The sequence below is a fragment of the Peribacillus sp. AS_2 genome (assembly GCF_026891895.1).
In the GTDB taxonomy this organism is placed as follows: Bacteria; Bacillota; Bacilli; order Bacillales; family DSM-1321; genus Peribacillus; species Peribacillus frigoritolerans.
In genome coordinates this window covers 1-20,188 of record NZ_JAPTGA010000013.1, presented here as the reverse complement: position 1 = coordinate 20,188, position 20,188 = coordinate 1, and the positions used below count along the sequence as shown (strand labels likewise).

Genomic DNA, 20,188 nt, shown 5'->3' with positions numbered 1-20,188 from the left:
ATGAGTTTATTATGGATTTATTCTAGTGGGACCTACCAATCCTTTACGATCAAGGATAATCATAACGGTCCAATTTCGATTGGGCCATCAAAACAGGATACGATCACCGTTTATTCCATTCCTTTTGAACAAGGTCCTATCAAGCTGAAAAAAAATGAGGGACTTGATGAATATGAGGTGTTTAGAGAGGACAAGAAGCTTGGCGATGTAAAGCCATTCCATAGCTTCACCTTTCAAGAAGGAGAAGAAACGGTCGAGATTTTTTATACGTCAGGGGAATTGGAAGAAAGCCTCTATTATATAGGCAACTTGAAAGAAATCACTTTATCGGCCAAGGCGGGAGCGACCGTCCGTAAAGATGGACCCGTTTCCGGCAATGACTTTTCCCTTGTGCTGCATAAAGGGCAGTGGCACCTCATGCTAGCGGGAAATGGCAGGATATTCCTGAACGGTGAAAGGGTAACGAAGCCTGTTCCCATTCAAAATGGTGATCTGGTTTGCTGGCCGCATATGGTGCTGAGGTTGATTGAAGGCGACTTATTGATGATTCATAGCGCCGAAAGTCATGAAACATCATTAGCTAAAATGAAGAAGCCAATCTCTGAAATGAAAAAAAATTATCCACAGTATCGCCGGACACCAAGGATGATCTACGAATTGCCGGATGAGAAAGTGACGATTTCTTTTCCGAGCCAAGAAGCGGAAGATAATAATAGAGGGTTATGGTTAATCCTTATGCCGCCTTTAATGATGCTGATCGTCATGGGGGTCATCACGGTCATTCAGCCGCGGGGCATTTTCATCATCATATCGATTGTGATGTTCACGACGACTTTAGTTACCTCGACGGTACAATACTTTAAAGACAAAAAGAAGCAAAAATTCAGAGAAGAAAAACGCCAACGTGTATATACCAGGTATCTAGAGCAGAAAAGGGAAGAACTGCAAGAGCTGTCTGAAAAACAAAAGAATGTGCTGTTCTATCATTACCCCTCCTTTGAAAGGATGAAGCTTCTAACTGATAGTATTAGCGATCGTATATGGGAACGAACTCTTGAAAGTGAAGATGCCCTGCACTTTAAAATCGGAACGGCAACCATACCCTCAAGTTATCAAGTGTCGGTAAATAGCAGCGATATGTCCAATCGGGATATAGATGATTTACTTGAGCAGTCGCAGGAACTTGTGGATGTATACAAAAATCTGGAAGATCTTCCGTTATCGATCGATTTATCAAGCGGATCGATGGGCCTGGTCGGAAAGGAATCGATTGTTAAACGAGAGCTGCAGCAATTGATTGGGCAACTAGCCTTTTTTCATAGTTATCATGATGTTCGATTTGTCGCCATCTTTCCGGAAAAGGATTATCAGGAATGGGAATGGATGAAATGGCTCCCTCATTTTCAATTGCCGCATGCCTATGCAAAAGGATTTATATATAATGAGCAATCACGTGACCAGCTCCTTACCTCGATTTATCAGCTATTGAGGGAAAGAGATTTGGATGAGAACAAAGGGAAAGTGCGATTCACTCCCCACTTTGTCTTTATTGTCACGGATCGTAATTTAATAGCTGAAAATGTCATATTGGAATATTTAGAAGGTAAAACGGACGATTTAGGTATCTCGACGATTTTTGCAGCGGATGCAAAAGAAAGTTTGACGGAAAATGTCCATACGCTTGTGAAGTACATCAATGATTTTGAGGGTGAGATTCTCATCCAGCAAACGAAGGCCGTTCATACTCCATTTAAACTTGATGCACATTCAAAAGAAGGAAATGAGCGTTATGCACGTACGCTCCGTTCATTAGACCATCAAAAAGGCATGAACAACTCCATACCAGAAACGGTTTCATTCCTTGAATTATTGCAAGCTCGTGAAGTGGAAGAGCTGCCTATCAGCCAAAACTGGCGGACCAATCAGTCTTCCAAATCCTTGGCAGTTCCGATTGGATTGAAAGGGAAAACGGATAGGGTTGAATTGAACTTGCATGAAAAGGCGCATGGCCCCCATGGATTGGTTGCCGGAACGACAGGATCGGGGAAAAGTGAATTACTGCAAACCTACATCCTATCATTAGCCGTTCATTATCATCCGCATGAAGTTGCCTTTTTGCTTATAGATTATAAAGGCGGGGGAATGGCACAGCCATTCAGGCAGATTCCGCATCTGCTGGGGGTCATTACGAATATTGAGGGAAGCAAGAACTTCAGTGCCAGGGCACTAGCATCCATCAATAGTGAATTGAAGAAGCGCCAGCGCATGTTTGATCGATACGAAGTCAATCATATCAACGATTACACGGACCTATACAAAAAAGGCAAAGTGGATGAACCGTTACCGCACCTATTTTTGATATCAGATGAGTTTGCGGAACTTAAAAATGAAGAACCCGATTTCATCCGCGAATTAGTGAGTACAGCGCGAATTGGACGGAGCTTAGGAGTTCATTTAATTCTTGCTACACAAAAGCCGGGCGGTGTAATTGATAACCAGATTTGGAGCAATGCCCGTTTTAAAATTTCCTTGAAAGTGCAGGATGCCAGTGATAGTAAGGAAATTCTTAAAAATAGCGATGCAGCAAATATTACTGTCACTGGACGGGGATATTTGCAGGTTGGAAATAACGAGGTTTATGAATTGTTCCAGTCTGCGTGGAGCGGTGCCCCATATTTAGAGGATACGGTTGGATCTGAGGATGAAGTGGCACTTGTCACAGACCTCGGTCTTGTTCAAATCTCAAATGTATCGGAACAGGTCACTAATATGAGGAAAGAAAAGATTAGTGAAATTGAAGCCGTGGCGGATCGAATTGTGGCGATACAGGAAGAAATGGAGATTAAGAAGTTGGCAAGCCCATGGCTGCCGCCTCTTTCAGATCGTTTATCAAGAAACCCTGAAAGAAGCCTGACGATGAATCAATTCCACCTGGGAATGAAGGATGAGCCCGAATTGCAAAGCCAGACCAATTATGTCTATAACTGGATTGATGATGGGAATATAGGGGTTTTTGGTTCTTCCGGGTACGGCAAGTCAACCACCGTTTTGACACTTCTCTTTAGTTTTGCAGATCAATTCAGTCCTGAAGAACTGCATTATTATATTTTCGACTTCGGGAATAGCGCTTTACTCCCAATGCGCCAGCTGCCTCATACTGGGGAATACTTTAGGTTTGATGAGTTAAGGAAAATCGAAAAATTCATGTTATTCATGAAGGCGGAAATGGAAAGGCGTAAGCAGCTTTTTTCAGAAAAGGAGCTTAGTAACATAAAGCTTTATAATGCATTGGTGGAAGATAAATTGCCGATTATTTATATCGTGGTCGACAATTTTGACATAGTGAAGGATGAGATGCAGGATCAGGAAGCCCAATTCGTTCAGTTTGCACGTGATGGACAATCACTTGGAATCTTCATGATTTTAACGGCAACGAGAATCAATGCGATTCGCCAGCCGTTAATGAATAGCCTTAAGACGAAGGTCGTCCATTACTTAATGGACAGTTCGGAAAAATATTCAGTTTTGGGGAGAACCCCTTATGAAAATGAACCTGTTCCTGGCAGGGCGTTGGTGAAAAAGGACCAAACCTACCTCACCCAGATTTACTTACCAGCCGATGGAGCGGATGATATAGCCGTTTTGGAAGAAATGAAACAAGCTGTGGCAGAACATAAGGTTAAATATAAGGAAATGGACAAACCGCCGGCGATTCGGATGCTACCGGCACGTCTTGATTCCAGCAGCTTCAAGAGTTACTGCTCACAAACCATTAAGAAGGATTCCATTCCAATCGGGCTTTCAGAGGAAAGCGTTACACCTGTATTCGTGGAGTTGAATGCCAATCCATTCCTGCTTGTCGTAGGACAGTCACGTAAAGGGAAAACGAATGTCCTTAAAGTGCTGCTGGAATCGTTGCTTACACAGGCGGTCGGCGAAATTGGATTATTTGACGGAGTGGATCGCGGCCTATCTTCTTATGCTTTTGAGGAGAAGGTGAGCTATGTGGAAACAAAAGAGCGGATAACCGAATGGCTTGATCATATCACTGGAATATTTGAAGAACGTGAGCGAAGTTATCTTGCGGCATTGGAATTGAAACCGATGAAGCAACTGGAATTCCCACCGGTCATATTTGTCATAGATAGCATTTCAAGGATCCAGCAAACGATAGACGGCAGGATTCAGGATAGGATCAGCAGTTTGATGAAACAATACAGCCATCTCGGGTTTAGTATGATTGTCGCTGGAAATGCCAACGACTTCACGAAGGGGTATGATTCGTTGACAACCGAACTGAAACAAGTCAGACAGGCTGTTTTGCTTCTTAAAAAATCGGACCAAAGCTTGTACACCCTCTCCTATTCCAGAAAAGAAGAAGAAATACAGCCGGGTTACGGATACTTTGTGCTGAATGGCCAGGAGAGCAAAATCCAAATTCCGCTAAGTGAAGAAAGAAGGAGAGTGCAAGAAAGTGTCTGAAAAAATAAAACCGATGCTGTTAATCGGTAAAATACTGGTGATCTTAGCGCTGCCAATCTTGTTTTTTTCTTATATTGGCCAAAATCCAATGAAAAAGACAGAAACGGCTTCTCGTGAAATCGCCATTGTAAATGAAGATAATGGGACAGAATTTAACAATAACCCCATTTACATGGGCTCAGAGCTTGTTACTACACTGGACAAGGATTCTGAATATGAGTGGTTTGTGGTAAATAGAAGTACGGCGGAAAGTGGACTTGCAAATGAAAAGTACGATGCAGTCATATATTTTCCATCCGATTTTTCAGAGAATATTTATACGTTCGATGATGAACAGCCTGTCAAGGCGGGGATAAAATACAAGGTACAACCCAGTTTGAATGCAGAAAACATGGAAAAGGTACAAAAGGAATTAGAGAAAACAAAGAGCAAAATGAATAAGCATATTTCAACACAGTATTGGAGCTATGTTTCCCAATCGGTCGAGGACATCCGTAAGAAGTTCGATAATGTCCTTGCTAAAGAAATCGCTTTTCAAAACACGATGTATGAGTTCTATACTCCAAGCTCGGAAAGTCTTGCAGGCGAAATCAAGCAGCATAAGGACATGCTTGAAGGAGTTTTTGCCGAGACGAAAGATGCTGGCAAAACAAGTACTGAAACAATGGATGAAATAGGGAACACGAAGACTCAAATGGCTTCATTTGTGAAAGATGTTGTTTCTTTTGAGGAATATCAAAAAGCTCAAAGTATCCTTTTTGAGAAGGCCTCTGCGCAAAATCAGCAGCTTGTCATGAAGAGTGTGCAGTCATACGACAAGGTGCTGAATGAGGGGAATCAATCTATACCAGAGATTCAGCAAGGGATGAATACGAAATACAGCTTAAATGATCAAGGCATTAGAGAAAATGTTGGAATCATGCAGCAGAAACTTGATTCCAGCAGTAATGAATTGGAACAATTTTCAACAAGCATGAAAGATAAACAAGTAGAACAAATTACGAAAATCACCCAAGATCAACAAAGCTCGATTGAACAATTGAAACAATCGGAAGAGGCGGGTCTTGATAACCTTCAGTCAACCTTGCTTATGCAAAGAGGAAATCTTGCAAGCAGCTCTGGTGATGGGGAGGATATAGGTGAAGGAACGACGACTATAGAGGATATTGAAACGGAAACGGGAAAAGGTGAATCAGCTGCTGCACCTGACAAGAAGGACCCGATTGATGAACTGTCCCTCCAGGTACTGCTGGATCAAATCAATGGGATCAACACGGCACTTGAAAGTTTGGTGCCGGCAGAAGGAAGTGAAGGAGCTGCTGAACAAGTCAACATCCTTACAGCGGAACTCCAAACGGAAATCAATAATCTCAGCGGAACGGTAAGCGGCAGAACGGGGAATTATAACCAAGTGATAACGGAGTTTAATACACTGGTAGATTCATATAATGACCTGCTGGCGCAGTTTACGGAATTACAAGCTGATTATAATGAACTCGGCACGAATTATAAGGATTTAGGTGACCAATGGAAAAAGTCACAGGAAGATATTCAAAAATTACAGGACATCCAGAGTATGACAATCGAAGAGGCCATCGCAGAAATCAAGACTCTCGAACAGTCACTTCTGGAAAAAGTGGGGGGGGAAAGGCGAGCGGTGCTTGTGAAGGCCTTCGAGAATCCTATCACCAATCGGGATTCAACTACCCTCCTTGCCTATTACGGTTCACTCTCATCTTATGGTGAATTGGCTGAAAGAGTCACCGAAGCAAATGTAGATAAGATATTTGCAGCCAATATAAAAGAATTGGAAAACTTGAAAAATGGGGTTTCCGGAAATGTAGATGAAGAAGCGAAACTCGTTAAAGCCAGTTTAGCAGGAGTCAATGAGAACTTCGGGATGTTCTCGGAATCCATTATGGGGTATATGAAAGAATATGATGCTAACGTCGAAACGGGGCAGAAAGCCACTTTAGCTGAATTGGCGGCAATTACCGGCAAGGCTCAAGAAGTGTCTGCCAATTTGTCGGATGATATGGAAGTTCCTGAGATGGAGGCAGAACCGCCCGTTAACCTTGATGGAGAAATGTTTGTATCACTTCAAGACAATACGGCAACAACTGTCGGCTTCATTTCCGAGCTTGTAAATTCTGTAGCGGAAAGACAGGAAACGGTCACGAAGGATACAGCAGACCTGCAAGCGAAAGTGGGGTCCGTACAGGAAAGGGCCGATCAGCTTAATGATAATTGGTCCCAAAATGTAGACTCAACCGAAAAAATCAAGACGGACGTATATAGCGTCTTGAACAACACTTTAGTCGATGATCAGGAGAACGGGTATGTGTACGAATATTTAGCGAATCCCGTACAAATCAGCGGGGAAGTCCTTCATCAGGAAAAGGTTAATATCCCACCGATCGTCATGTTGGTGATCATACTCATTTCTGGGATATTGATCGGTTTCTTCCTGCATCATTATGAAGCCATTCCAATGATGGTCCATGCAGCCTTGTTTACCTTATTGAATCTGATCGTAGGTTTAATCATCAGCATGTATGGCTTGAAGATCTATCCACTGGGAGATATGCAGGAGATTAAATGGACCGTCTTCACCGTCCTGCTTTTATTCTTCTGTTCAGCGTTTACCAGACTTGCCTTCTCGATTGGGCCGTTTGTCGGTGCTATCCTGGTGATTGGTTTGATCAGTTTCTTTACCATTCCATTATTGGATTTAATCATGCCTAATTTCAATGTAGACCACCCTGTTGCGGACGTATACATGTCCATTCAATTCGGTAATCAGTCGGCATTCATTCCGGCTAGTATCATCTTGATTGTACTGACGCTTATCGCAACGGTCATTCCATATATAGTGAAGCGTCTTGCAGAAAGAAGAGCAATGGCCCATGAAGTGGAATAAATACGTAATGCCTGTCTTGCTCATCCTGTTTTTTAGCCATGCACCTCATGGCGGGGCGGAAGAGGAACCGATGGTGGAGCCCAATGAATATCAAGAAAACGATATTGATATTCAAACGGAGTATTTCCATGAAGAAGGATTGTTGGAACAAAAGCGGAAACTGCCTGAAGAACAAAAGGACCTCACTTTTGAAAGAGGGAAATATGATGCCATTGACTCGGTGAAGGACTCACTGTTTCAGTCTCCTGTAATGGAGAATCAAAATAATACCATCGCTTCAAAATCAGAACAGCTTGGATTATTCTCGGAGGTCCGCATTCCAACGAGAAACGAAGAAGAAACAGAGCCTTCGCTTAATTTTGACCTGACGATATTGCTCGGCATCGTTTTGGCACTTTTGGTCGTTTGTTTGTTTTTTATCCTTATCCCGAAAATGGGGAAGCTGAATGGAGAGGTTAAACGAAAATGAAAACAGCCCGATTCCCCTCAGGAATCGGGCTGTTTTCACTACATATCCATAACGGTTTTAATAAGCCCTAAAAGTAGGGCGGCTGCGAAGATCAAAATGAAGAATTTTTTATACATGATCAGTACCTCTTATATCTTAGGAGTGGATTGGATTAATTTTAGCATAAACAAGATAGAAAAGAAGTTTACTAAGAATATACAGATCGGAAGGGCGTGGCTTCATTGCCCTGGTGACAGGAGCGGGAAATTATGAAAAGGTGGACGATCTATTGGAGTTTGCCTGCCGTTTATTTATGGCTTGTACAATTTGGACGGTGATCTCCGCTCCAGGCACTCGCTTTTCGCGGGCGGTCTGCCCTCGGCTTGCTCCTGCGGGGTCTTCCTAAACGCGTTTTTCCCGGCCCAATTCTCTTAACTGCCAAAATTGGAGTTTCAAAAGGGTTTCGGAATTTTTTTAATTCCGAAACCCTTTTGTCTACAAACTGTGATGTGCCGATTTATTGGCGCTTCCTATCAGTTATTTGAACAAGTCAGGTTGAACAGTCTGCGAATTCAACAGCTTCCCCAATCCTTGGTCCATGGCGTGACAGGACATTTTCATTAAACAGATGGACGTCATCATTGGTATATTCACTTAGTAAACAGTTAACCCTGCCTTTTTCAGTAAGCCACTATAATATTTTTAGAACAAATTCGTTTATGGTTTTCCGGTTATCTAGTAAACTTACAATGTAAGGTTCAATTGGGTCTTAATGTAAAATGCGTGATATAGAGAAGACATGAAATAATAGTGATAATGTGAATCCCGGGAGGTAGAGAATGATTTATAAGCAGGTCAATCAAAAACTGGAAATGGTTCTAGGGAATATCGAAAAGGTGATTATCGGAAAACGGGATATAGCAGAACTAAGCATGGTAGCACTCCTTTCCGGAGGACATGTCTTATTGGAGGATGTTCCGGGTGTGGGAAAGACAGTCATGGTAAGGGCATTGGCAAAATCAATAGGAGCAAGCTTCAAGCGAATTCAATTCACGCCCGATTTACTTCCTTCGGATGTTACTGGCGTTTCGATCTTCAATCCTAAGGAACAAGAATTCATCTTTAGGCCAGGTCCGATAATGGGCCATATTATTTTAGCCGATGAAATAAACCGGACCTCGCCGAAAACCCAGTCTGCATTGCTTGAAGCGATGGAAGAGGCAAGTGTGACGATTGATGGTGTCACAAGAGGATTGGAGAAGCCCTTTTTCGTAATGGCGACACAAAATCCAATCGAGTACGAGGGAACATATCCGCTGCCGGAGGCTCAATTGGATAGATTCCTATTAAAAATGAAAATGGGCTATCCAGGTATGGAAGAAGAGATAGAGGTTCTTCATAGGGCTCAATACACGGCACCGCTAGAGGAATTGGAATCCGTCATCACCTTGGATGAATTGATAGAATTACAGGCTGCGGTAAAAGCAGTGATAGTGGATGACACAATAAAACGATACATTGTTGAATTGGCGAATCAAACACGTTCACATGAAGGGGTCTATTTAGGGGTGAGCCCTCGTGGATCGATAGCATTGATGAAGGCAGCCCAGGCTTACGCGCTGATCCAGGGCAGGGACTATGTCCTGCCTGACGATGTTCAATATTTAGTGCCATTCGTATTTTCCCATCGGCTTATTTTGAAGCCGGAAGCGAATTATGAGGGCTTCGATGCTGGAATGGTGATACATGAAATTGTCGCGACAACAAAAGTGCCTGTGAAGCGGGCTGTAACCTAATGCGAAGATTCATCAACATTCTAAGGGGAAATATGAGTGTGATCGGACTTGTATTACTCATGACCGTTTCCTTTTGCTATGCGATGTTTCAAGGCGGTTTTGTCAGTTGGTTCACTTTTTATTCATTTTTGCCGTTTTCTGTGTACGCTTTGATCCTGCTGTTTTATCCGCTGCATGATTTTACCGTTGAGAGAAAGGTCAATAAAAGGGAATGCCAGGCTGGTGAATCCGTTGAGATAGCATTGACGTTTACGCGTAAAAACTGGCTGCCCCTATTATTTATGGTGGTAGAGGAGGAATTGCCTCAGGAGATGGAAGATAGGGGACTACAAAGGAAAATAATAATCTTTCCGGGATTCAAGTGTACCTTCAGCATGTCATATACCTTGGAAAACTTGCAGCGGGGAGAGCATTCGTTTCAATCGATCCGCTTTTGGATTGGGGACTTTATCGGGCTGGTCGAAAAAGAAGCGATTTATAGCTCCCCTTTGAAAATAACCGTTTTTCCTCGTTATCACGAGCTTGCCTACAGTGATCTTGATCGAGTGTTCAATCAGGGGGCAGTGGTCTCAACAAAGAAAACACAACGGGAACATTCAGTGGTCTCCGGTGTAAGGGAATATCAGCCAGGCGATCAATTGTCTTGGATTAACTGGAAGGCGACTGCCAGGACGAGTGAAATCATGACGAAGGAATTCGAGGTGCAGAAAAACCGGGATGTATTCATCATGCTTGATGAAAAGCCGTCGGATTTATTCGAAGAATCCATTGAAATGGCGGCTTCCCTTGCCCATGCCATGTTAAAGAAGGGCATGGAAATTGGGTATGTGAGTAGGGGATCGAGGTTAATCATACCGGCAGCAGCAGGCAACAAACAGAAACGAAAGATTTTTAACCGGCTTGCTAAAGAAAAGCCGGGTGTTGTAAACGCATTGAACGAAAATTTCCGGAAGGGAATTCTTCCGGCAAACGCTGCTGTGATATTCATCGTTTCAGACTTAACCTATGAAAAGGTGGACATATTGAGTGCTTTCCGACCTAATCAGGGATTGATGTTATGCGTGAAGAAACAGGCAGATCTTACTGATGAGGAAAGGCTGTCAAGCTCTGCTGCTGTTTCGAGGGGGATAAAGGTTAGCTTTTTTGAACATGGCCAACTAAAGTTTGACAGATCGGTGGTGATGGCGAAATGAATGTCACCACCGAAAAATTGGAAAAGTTCATGCACGTCCTCATGTATGTATTTGGTCTGTTGTTGATTACTGAATGGTTGAGGCCTGTCGATAGACTCACCGATACAGGTAATCTCATCATTTTTATCTTATTTTTGCTCTACTCCCTGCTGCTGCATTATTTCCGCATACATTGGTCGATCCGATTTATTCTCATTAGTGCATATATAATGATTTCATTACAGTTCCTCCATTCAAAAGAGGCTTTATACCAATTGTCATGGATGAAAGGGTTTCTAGCGGATTTTAAGGGCAATCTTGGTTTTATATATGATGGGAATTGGGAGTTGATCACAAATCCATTTCGAACGTTTCTATTTTTTATCCTTCTTTGGCTTGTGACATATTTGATCCATTACTGGGTGATGGTGAGGCAAAGCATCTTTTTCTTTTTTATGTTAACGGTGATTTTTATATCTGTACTCGACACATTCACTCCTTATGCGGGGGATAGTGCAATGATAAGAATCATCATCATCGGGTTTTTGATGCTCGGCTTGCTTTCCCTGCTGCGGCTAACGATACAGGGGAGGATTAATTTTCCGATTGCTTCCATCAATAAGTGGATCTTGATGCTGACCGGCATGATATTGGTAAGTGTCCTTGTCGGTTTCGCCGCCCCAAAGCTTTCCCCGCAGTGGCCGGACCCGGTGCCTTATATTACTTCCTATTCTGATAAAGCTGTGAAAGAAGACGGTGATTCGAAGCGTAAAAGTGTCGGATATGATGAAGACGATTCGGATCTTGGCGGTTCGATAGAGCCGGATAGTTCCATCGTTTTTTATAATAATGCTCCTGCAGGACATTACTGGAAAGTCGAGAACAAGAATATTTATACCGGTAAAGGGTGGGTTTCCATACCGGAAACGGAATTTCACACTTTTTCCAACGGGCAGGATATGGCAACGTTAGATATTTACGACGTTCCTGAATTGGTGAGGACTGAAGAAATGACCGCTAAAGTATCCATGACGGAATCATATTCACATATCCTTCATCCGCAGTCCGGGTATGTAAAAAAGATCGAGGGCAAAAACGGGCAGGATTTCAAATATCATCAGGAGATGGACAAATTTATTTCCGAACAGGGTAATGGCGAACGACTTTCCATGAAAGAGTATGAACTGGTTTATGATATGCCAAGTTTTGATATAGCTGAGTTAAGGAAGGTGACGGAACCCGACGATTCCATGGATTTATTAATGGAAAAAAACACTCAGCTTCCAGAGGGATTGCCAAACCGGATATTTGAATTGGCCTCCCGGCTTACAAGCAATGAAACGAATTGGTACGATAAAGCAAAAGCCATTGAGGATTATTTTGACGGAGCTGAATTCATTTATTCCAAGGACGATATTCCGTATCCAGAGAGCAATCAAGATTATGTCGATCAATTTTTATTCGAGACACAGATAGGGTATTGCGATAATTTTTCAACTGCCATGGTCGTATTACTAAGAGCCGCCAATATACCTGCAAGATGGGTAAAGGGCTATACCGAAGGGGAAAAATCAATCCTTGATGGCGAATCCGTTTATAAGGTGACCAATAATAATGCACATTCCTGGGTCGAGGTTTATTTTTCAGGGATAGGCTGGATTCCCTTCGAGCCGACAAAGGGTTTCAATGGGGAAGTTGAATTTTACGATTCGGAATTGAAACAGGAAGCAATCAAGAACCCTGAAGAAACCCCGACTAATGAAGAGCAAACAAAGAAAGAGGCCAGGGAACGCCAGGATACACCAGATAGGGAAACTCAATCCTCCGTGAAAACGGGTTTTGGGAACATGGTAGAGTTCTTAAAATGGTCTGCAATCACATTATCAGGTGGATTGATTTTTGCTTCTATCGGTTATTTCCTCAGAAGGAAGTGGATTCCTCTTCTGCAGATTCTTCGTTATAGAAAGAAAACCGATGCTCATTTCTCTACAGCTTATTTAATATTATTGAAACAATTAAAACGGGCTGGTATAGTTCGGCCAGAGGGGCAAACCTTAAGGGAGTACGCCGCCTATGTGGATGCAGTGTACGCTACAGATGAGATGAGTGAATTGACAGCTGGATACGAGTTAATGATATATCGTGGAGACGCGGAAGATGGGGAATGGAAACACTTTCAAAAGGGTTGGGAAAGCTTAATGAGAAAAACTAGCTCTTGACCAGGTTTTTATTATATTGATACAATAACAAAAACTAACTTAAACTAATATATCCTTCATATATCCTCGATAATATGGATCGAAAGTTTCTACCGAATCACCGTAAATGATTTGACTATGAAGGCGGATTTTAACAGGAAAGCTGAAAATCTGCCTTCGTCTGTACTTTTTCTGTATTTTTGAGGGTGGGTTTTTAGTTTTTCTTTTTTTATGATAATATTTTTTATAAGAATTATCACTCGATTTTATGAGTGAATTACATTGATAGAGGTGACGTTTGTGCCGGGGAAAACAGAATTGCAAAAAAACCAGGAAATGATCGTAGTACTTGATTTCGGAAGCCAATATAATCAATTGATCACTCGTCGTATCCGTGAATTTGGTGTGTACAGTGAGCTTCATCCTCATACAATTACTGTAGAAGAAATTGAGAAAATGAACCCGACGGGAATCATCTTCTCAGGGGGCCCGAACAGTGTTTATGATGCAAATGCATTTGGTTGTGATGAACGCATATTCGAAATGGGTCTTCCGATTTTCGGTATTTGTTATGGCATGCAGCTTATGACCAAACATTTTGGCGGTAAGGTGGAACCAGCGAAGAACCGTGAATACGGAAAAGCAACACTTGCCATCCAAAACGAGTCAAAGTTATTCAGCGACCTGCCAAAAGAACAAATCGTCTGGATGAGCCATGGTGATTTAGTGGTGGAAACGCCTGAAGGTTTCCAAATTGACGGGACGAACCCGTCTTGCCCAATTTCGGCTATGAGTGACGAGTCACGTAAATTGTATGCCGTGCAATTCCATCCAGAAGTCCGTCATTCCGTATACGGTAATGACATTCTGAAAAATTTCGTATTCGGCGTTTGTGGCTGTAAAGGTGACTGGTCAATGGAGAACTTCATTGAAATCGAGATGGAGAAAATCCGCCAAACGGTCGGAGATAAAAAAGTGTTATGCGCATTGAGCGGCGGGGTGGATTCATCCGTTGTTGCTGTATTGATCCATAAAGCGATTGGCGATCAGCTGACATGTATTTTCGTTGATCATGGATTACTTCGTAAAGGGGAAGCCGAAGGTGTAATGGAAACATTCAGGGAAGGTTTCAATATGAACGTAATCAAGGTCGATGCAAAAGAACGTTTCCTATCGAAGCTTGCTGGCGTCTCAGATCCGGAACAAAAACGGAAAATCATCGGTAACGAGTTCATCTACGTATTCGATGACGAAGCAACGAAGCTCGAAGGAATTGATTTCCTTGCACAGGGTACACTTTACACAGACATTATTGAAAGTGGTACGGCCACTGCACAAACAATTAAATCGCATCACAATGTTGGCGGTCTGCCGGAAGATATGCAATTTAAATTGATTGAGCCTTTGAACACTCTATTCAAGGATGAAGTGCGTGCACTTGGAAGTGAAATGGGCATTCCGGACGAAATCGTTTGGCGTCAACCATTCCCTGGTCCAGGTTTAGGTATTCGTGTATTAGGTGAAATTTCAGATGAAAAACTTGAAATCGTTCGTGAGTCTGACCATATTTTACGTGAAGAAATTAGAAAAAATGGTTTGGAACGCGAAATTTGGCAGTACTTTACGGTGCTTCCTAACATTCGTAGCGTAGGGGTAATGGGCGATGCACGTACGTATGACTATACAATTGGAATCCGTGCGGTTACGTCCATTGACGGAATGACATCCGATTGGGCAAGAATCCCATGGGATGTACTTGAAATCATCTCAACGAGAATCGTTAATGAAGTAAACCATGTAAACCGCGTCGTTTATGACATTACGTCTAAGCCGCCTGCAACGATCGAGTGGGAATAGTAGATTGAAACCATCAAATCAGTGAAGGAATTAACCTTCACTGATTTTTTTTGTTGAAATAGTATTTGATTATGTAGATTACTTACATTTTACGTATGTTGGCGAAGATATAGCCATGATAATTAAGGAATAAATAGCGAAACGCGAACATTGCCTAAAATTACATAAAAAATATTCGTTTGGTATATTGACGATTATTTTAGTGACTGATACACTATACCTATAATAATAAAAAAACATAATTGTCGTATAATATTGGGGATATGGCCCAAAAGTTTCTACCAAGCTGCCGTGAACGGCTTGACTACGATGTGGAAGGATTGGCGTGTTTAAATAAACCGCCACTTCTTTACATGACCGCAGTCAAGCCCCGTTCATAAACGAATGGGGCATTTTCTGTTGGCACGATTTTATGATGGGGGAGACTCATAATGAAAAGTTATTTTCGGTTTAACGAGCTGGGAACTAATTATCGCCGTGAAATACTTGGTGGACTAACTACTTTCCTTTCAATGGCATATATCCTGGTTGTAAACCCTGTAATGCTGACTTTACAAAGCATCGAGGACTATCCGGATGAATTAAGAATGGACTACGGAGCGGTTTTTGCCGCAACCGCATTGTCAGCCGCAATCGGCTCGATATTAATGGGACTCATAGCCAGATATCCAATCTCGCTCGCGCCGGGTATGGGATTGAATGCTTTCTTCGCTTTTACCGTTGTACTTGGCTTTGGAATTCCTTGGCAGACGGCTTTAACAGGAGTATTGATTTCAGGTATTATCTTCGTTTTACTTTCCTTATCGGGAATACGTGAAAAAATCATTAATGCAATTCCAGTCGAATTGAAATACGCAGTTGGAGCCGGTATCGGTTTATTCATTACTTTTGTAGGGTTTCAGAATGCTGGTATCATCACGAATGATGACAGTGTTCTTGTCGGACTGGGCGATTTGACATCAGGAAATACTTTATTGGCTGTGTTTGGTATTGTCGTAACCGTCATTTTGATGACGAGAGGCGTCAAAAGCGGTGTGTTCATAGGAATGGTCATTACAGCCATTGCAGGAATGCTCTTTGGACAAGTTCCGGTGCCGGACAAAATAATCGGTGCCGTTCCTAGCATAGCGCCTACATTCGGGGTTGCGTTCGATGCCTTTGGAAATCCCGGTGATCTCTTCACTGGTCAAATGTTAATCGTGATACTGACCTTCTTGTTCGTAGCATTCTTTGATACAGCCGGTACGCTGGTGGCTGTCGCACAACAAGCTGGATTGATGAAGGATAATGTTCTTCCTAGAGTGGGTAAAGGGTTGCTTGCTGATTCATTATCCATCGTTTCAGGTGCAATTCTTGGTACATCCACCACGACATCTTATGTAGAGTCCACATCGGGTGTTGCTGCTGGTGCCCGAAGCGGATTTGCGGCTGTAGTGACAGGGTTGCTGTTTGTCCTATCCCTTTTCTTCTTCCCGCTTCTATCAGTGGTGACATCTGCTGTGACTGCCCCGGCATTGGTTATAGTCGGAGTATTAATGGCATCATCACTTAAAAATATTGACTGGCAAAAGTTCGAAATTGCGGTTCCGGCCTTCTTTACGGTCATCATGATGCCTATGACATATTCAATTGCGACAGGTATCGCTTGCGGATTCATCTTCTATCCAATCACTATGTCGATGAAAGGAAGAGCAAAAGAGGTTCATCCGATCATGTGGGGGCTTGGAGTTGTCTTCCTGCTATATTTCATTTTCTTGAAGTAATAATGCAAGTAAGTAAGGAGAGTCCTGATTTCGGGGCTCTTCTTTCATGTTGTAAGAGAAAGCTCATATCGTGTATAGTAAAAGTACTAAGTATTAAGTACTTTATCCTGTATGGGGCATAGGGATGACTTTGAGAAAAAAAGAGGGAGAAAAATGAATGGTTTTATCGTTGAAAAGGTTTTGAACAATAATGTGGTGATTGCCACGCATCCGTCGTATGGAGAAGTCGTTACTATTGGAAAGGGCTTAGGCTTCAACCGAAAGAAAGGCGAAGAGTTGAGTCCGGAACTAGCGGAGAAAACGTTTGTCCTGAAAAATGTTAAGGAACAGGAAAGTTACAAAAAACTCTTGCCGCAAATCGATCAAAATCTTCAAGCAGCCATTATAGAATCCATTCATCTCATTAATGACCGGGTTACTGGAAAGTTAAATGAACATATACATGTCGGTTTAACAGATCATTTATTGTTCGCCCTTCAGCGTGTTTCACAAGGAATGACTATCAAAAACCCATTCTTGAAAGAAACGATAACCCTTTATCCTTTTGAACATGATATTGCTGTCGATGTAGTAGAATTAATTCAAGATAAGACAGGCATAGGTCTGCCCCAAGGGGAAATCGGTTTTATTACGCTTCATATTCATAGCGCAATATCAAATAAAGACTTATCGGAAGTCAATCAGCATTCGCAGTTAATCTATCACCTTATCCAAGTTGTTGAAGAACAGCTCAATGTGAAAATTAATAAGGATAGCATAGACTATTCACGTTTGGTCCGTCATTTAAGATTCATGATAGACAGGGTGCTTGCTGGGGAAAAAGTAGAAGAACCTGAAAAAATAGCAATGCTATTGAAAGAAGAATATCCTTTGTGTTACAATATCTCTTGGAAGCTAATAAAAATTATGCAGCAGAAATTAGGCAAACCGGTTTGTGATGCGGAAGCTGTCTATCTAACGATGCATATCCAACGATTACAAAAGAAAATTAAATAAACATACATTAACTTACGTGTTACTGATTCGATCAGGCATAAGTGAGGAGAATGATTGTTATGAAAGAGGGTATTATATACCTGAATTTTCATTTCAATCCTATCTTTGCTTATGCCTTTTTTGTATTTGAATTCTGATGCGTGGGAAGATGAATACCATCGTAAATGTAACCGTTTTATTAGCATGGAAAAACAGTAAAGAGGAGGAAAACCTATGTTTAAGAAGTTGTTTGGTGTTTTGCAAAAAATCGGTAAAGCTTTGATGCTTCCTGTAGCCATTTTACCAGCGGCCGGAATTTTGCTTGCGTTTGGTAATGCATTGCAAAACGAAACTTTATTGGATATCGCCCCGTTTCTTGCGAGTGGCGGAGTGGAAATGGTCGCATCGGTAATGGAGAATGCCGGAAATATTATTTTTGGGAATCTTCCCTTGTTGTTTGCTGTGGGGGTCGCAATAGGGTTAGCTGGTGGAGATGGTGTTGCCGGCCTTGCGGCGATTATCGGTTTCTTGATTATGAATGTAACGATGGGAACTGTTCTTGGCATTGACGCTGCCGACATTGAGAACAATAGTGCGGTGTATACCAATGTTCTGGGAATCCCGACGTTGGGAACAGGTGTGTTCGGCGGTATTATCGTCGGTGTCATGGCTGCTGTTATGTATAATAAGTTTTATGAAATTGAACTGCCTTCTTATTTAGGATTCTTTGCAGGTAAACGTTTTGTACCCATTGTAACAGCTGCAAGCGCAGTTATTCTTGGGTTGCTGATGATTTTGATTTGGCCGACTATTCAATCGGGGTTAAATTCATTTTCAGAAAATATGTTGGGTGCTAACCTGACACTTGGAGCTTTCGTGTTTGGGGTTGTAGAACGTGCGCTGATTCCTTTTGGATTGCACCATATCTTCTATTCTCCATTCTGGTTTGAATTTGGCAGCTATATCCCTCAAGGAGGGGGAACGCCAGTCAGAGGAGACCAGGCCATCTTCATGGCACAAATTAAAGATGGCGTACAGAATTTAACGGCCGGTACCTTCATGACTGGTAAATATCCATTCATGATGTTCGGGTTACCAGCTGCAGCTTTGGCCATTTACCATGAAGCAAGACCGGAAAGAAAGAAAATAGTCGGGGGATTGATGGCTTCTGCAGCACTTACATCATTCTTGACTGGGATTACTGAGCCACTTGAATTTGCATTCTTATTTGTTGCACCGATACTATTCGGGATTCACTGTCTGTTTGCCGGTCTATCATTCATGACCATGCATTTACTGGACGTGAAAATCGGGATGACGTTCTCGGGTGGTTTGATCGATTACGTACTGTTTGGTTTAATCAATCCGCAAACCAATGCATGGATTGTTATTCCGGTTGGTTTAGTCCTTGCGGTTATCTATTACTTTGGATTCCGATTTGCGATAAGGAAGTTTAACCTTAAAACTCCTGGTCGTGAAGTGGAAGAGGATGAGGAAGCGGAAGGATCTGCAAGTACAGCTGGAAGTCTTCCAGGGGATATTTTGGATGCCATGGGCGGAAAAGAAAATATTTCTCACTTGGATGCTTGCATTACCCGTCTTCGTGTATCGGTCAATGACATCGGTAACGTTGATAAAAATAGGCTGAAGAAACTTGGTGCCGCTGGAGTTCTGGAAGTGGGCAATAACATCCAGGCTATCTTCGGACCTCGTTCAGAAACGATCAAGGGGCAAATGAAAGATATCATTGATGGAAAACGGCCTCGTAAAGTAGAAACGTCTCCTGAAGTAGGTGTGGAAAAGCAAATCGAGGATGTCGTCCCGAAACCTTTACGGACGGATGAAGTTTCCGAGCGCTTTGTTTCTCCTATTAAAGGGGAATTAAAACCGATCACGGAAGTGCCTGATGCAGTTTTTGCTGAAAAAATGATGGGCGATGGATTTGCAATTGTACCCGAGGAAGGGTTGGTTGTTTCTCCTGTGGACGGTACGATCGTTAATTTATTCCCGACTAAACATGCAATAGGTATCGTTTCCGAAGCTGGACGTGAAATCTTGATTCATGTCGGGATCGATACAGTTAAGTTGGAAGGCAAAGGTTTCGAAGCGCTCGTCGCTCAAGGAGATAAAGTGACAAGCGGGCAGCCATTGCTTAAAGTTGATATAGAGTATGTCAAAAACAATGCTAGCTCTATCATTACGCCAATCGTCTTTACTAACCTTTCCGAAGGTGAAAGCGTCAAGATTGAAAAGGCCGGAAATGTAGATAGGGAAGAAGCGGACGTAATCTCCATCAATAAATAATCATTAATAAATAACGGGAGGGTGGCTATAATCAGCTGCCCTCCTGTTTTTTGATGATACTTTGGCATGGACCGGCTTCTAGAAAGAAAGTAGTTCAGTGAAAAAAAGAAGTTAATTTTAAAAGATTAAATTGACTTATCTATATGCAAGTGCTAATATATTAAATACACCGCTTGAGACAAACAAGACAAACAAGTGAATGATAACTTGTTGTTGACTTTGTGTTTGGAGGGTGTTATACTAATAAAGTCGCTAAACGAAGCGATGGAAAAT

Annotated in this window: 10 protein-coding genes and 2 riboswitches; all 10 genes read left to right on the top strand. The window is 42.2% G+C overall.

All coding sequences use genetic code 11. The annotated features are described in order from the left end of the window. The 10 genes from essC (at window position 1) to ptsG (ending at window position 19,915) form a co-directional block, all read left to right on the top strand. Window positions 1-4,482 (top strand): type VII secretion protein EssC, encoded by a 4,482-nt coding sequence (essC, locus tag OTG27_RS20450; RefSeq protein ID WP_268937930.1) that lies wholly within the window; start codon window positions 1-3, stop codon window positions 4,480-4,482. Then, the gene (gene esaA, locus OTG27_RS20445) at window positions 4,475-7,402 is read left to right on the top strand and encodes a type VII secretion protein EsaA (protein WP_268937929.1); all 2,928 of its coding nucleotides are present in this window, start codon (window positions 4,475-4,477) and stop codon (window positions 7,400-7,402) included. The genes essC and esaA overlap by 8 nt, the downstream gene beginning before the upstream one ends. After that, window positions 7,389-7,871, top strand: a complete 483-nt coding sequence (gene essA, locus OTG27_RS20440; RefSeq protein ID WP_052137216.1) for a type VII secretion protein EssA — start codon at window positions 7,389-7,391, stop codon at window positions 7,869-7,871. Before esaA ends, essA begins: the two co-directional genes overlap by 14 nt. Window positions 7,872-8,689: 818 nt before the next feature. After that, a complete protein-coding gene (locus tag OTG27_RS20435; protein WP_268937928.1) occupies window positions 8,690-9,646 on the top strand; it encodes an AAA family ATPase in 957 nt (318 codons plus the stop codon). Between the two features lie 38 nt (window positions 9,647-9,684). Continuing rightward, window positions 9,685-10,839, top strand: a complete 1,155-nt coding sequence (locus OTG27_RS20430; protein WP_268937927.1) for a DUF58 domain-containing protein — start codon at window positions 9,685-9,687, stop codon at window positions 10,837-10,839. Next, complete coding sequence (locus tag OTG27_RS20425; protein ID WP_268937926.1) at window positions 10,836-13,037, top strand: DUF4129 domain-containing transglutaminase family protein; 2,202 nt, start codon at window positions 10,836-10,838, stop codon at window positions 13,035-13,037. The genes OTG27_RS20430 and OTG27_RS20425 overlap by 4 nt, the downstream gene beginning before the upstream one ends. Before the next feature lie 36 nt (window positions 13,038-13,073). Continuing rightward, window positions 13,074-13,175, top strand: a riboswitch (purine riboswitch). 141 nt (window positions 13,176-13,316) lie between these two features. Further along, window positions 13,317-14,873: a glutamine-hydrolyzing GMP synthase gene (gene guaA, locus OTG27_RS20420; protein ID WP_034306157.1), complete on the top strand. Its 1,557-nt coding sequence runs from the start codon at window positions 13,317-13,319 to the stop codon at window positions 14,871-14,873. Between the two features lie 225 nt (window positions 14,874-15,098). Beyond that, a riboswitch (purine riboswitch) is annotated at window positions 15,099-15,200 on the top strand. Window positions 15,201-15,304: 104 nt separating this feature from the next. Further along, window positions 15,305-16,636 (top strand): NCS2 family permease, encoded by a 1,332-nt coding sequence (locus OTG27_RS20415; protein ID WP_268937925.1) that lies wholly within the window; start codon window positions 15,305-15,307, stop codon window positions 16,634-16,636. A gap of 153 nt (window positions 16,637-16,789) precedes the next feature. Next, window positions 16,790-17,632, top strand: a complete 843-nt coding sequence (glcT, locus tag OTG27_RS20410; protein ID WP_034306152.1) for a glucose PTS transporter transcription antiterminator GlcT — start codon at window positions 16,790-16,792, stop codon at window positions 17,630-17,632. Window positions 17,633-17,845: 213 nt separating this feature from the next. Beyond that, window positions 17,846-19,915 carry a glucose-specific PTS transporter subunit IIBC gene (gene ptsG, locus OTG27_RS20405; protein ID WP_268564952.1) on the top strand — a complete coding sequence of 690 codons (2,070 nt, stop codon included), beginning with the start codon at window positions 17,846-17,848 and terminating at the stop codon, window positions 19,913-19,915. The last annotated feature ends 273 nt before the right edge of the window (window positions 19,916-20,188 follow it).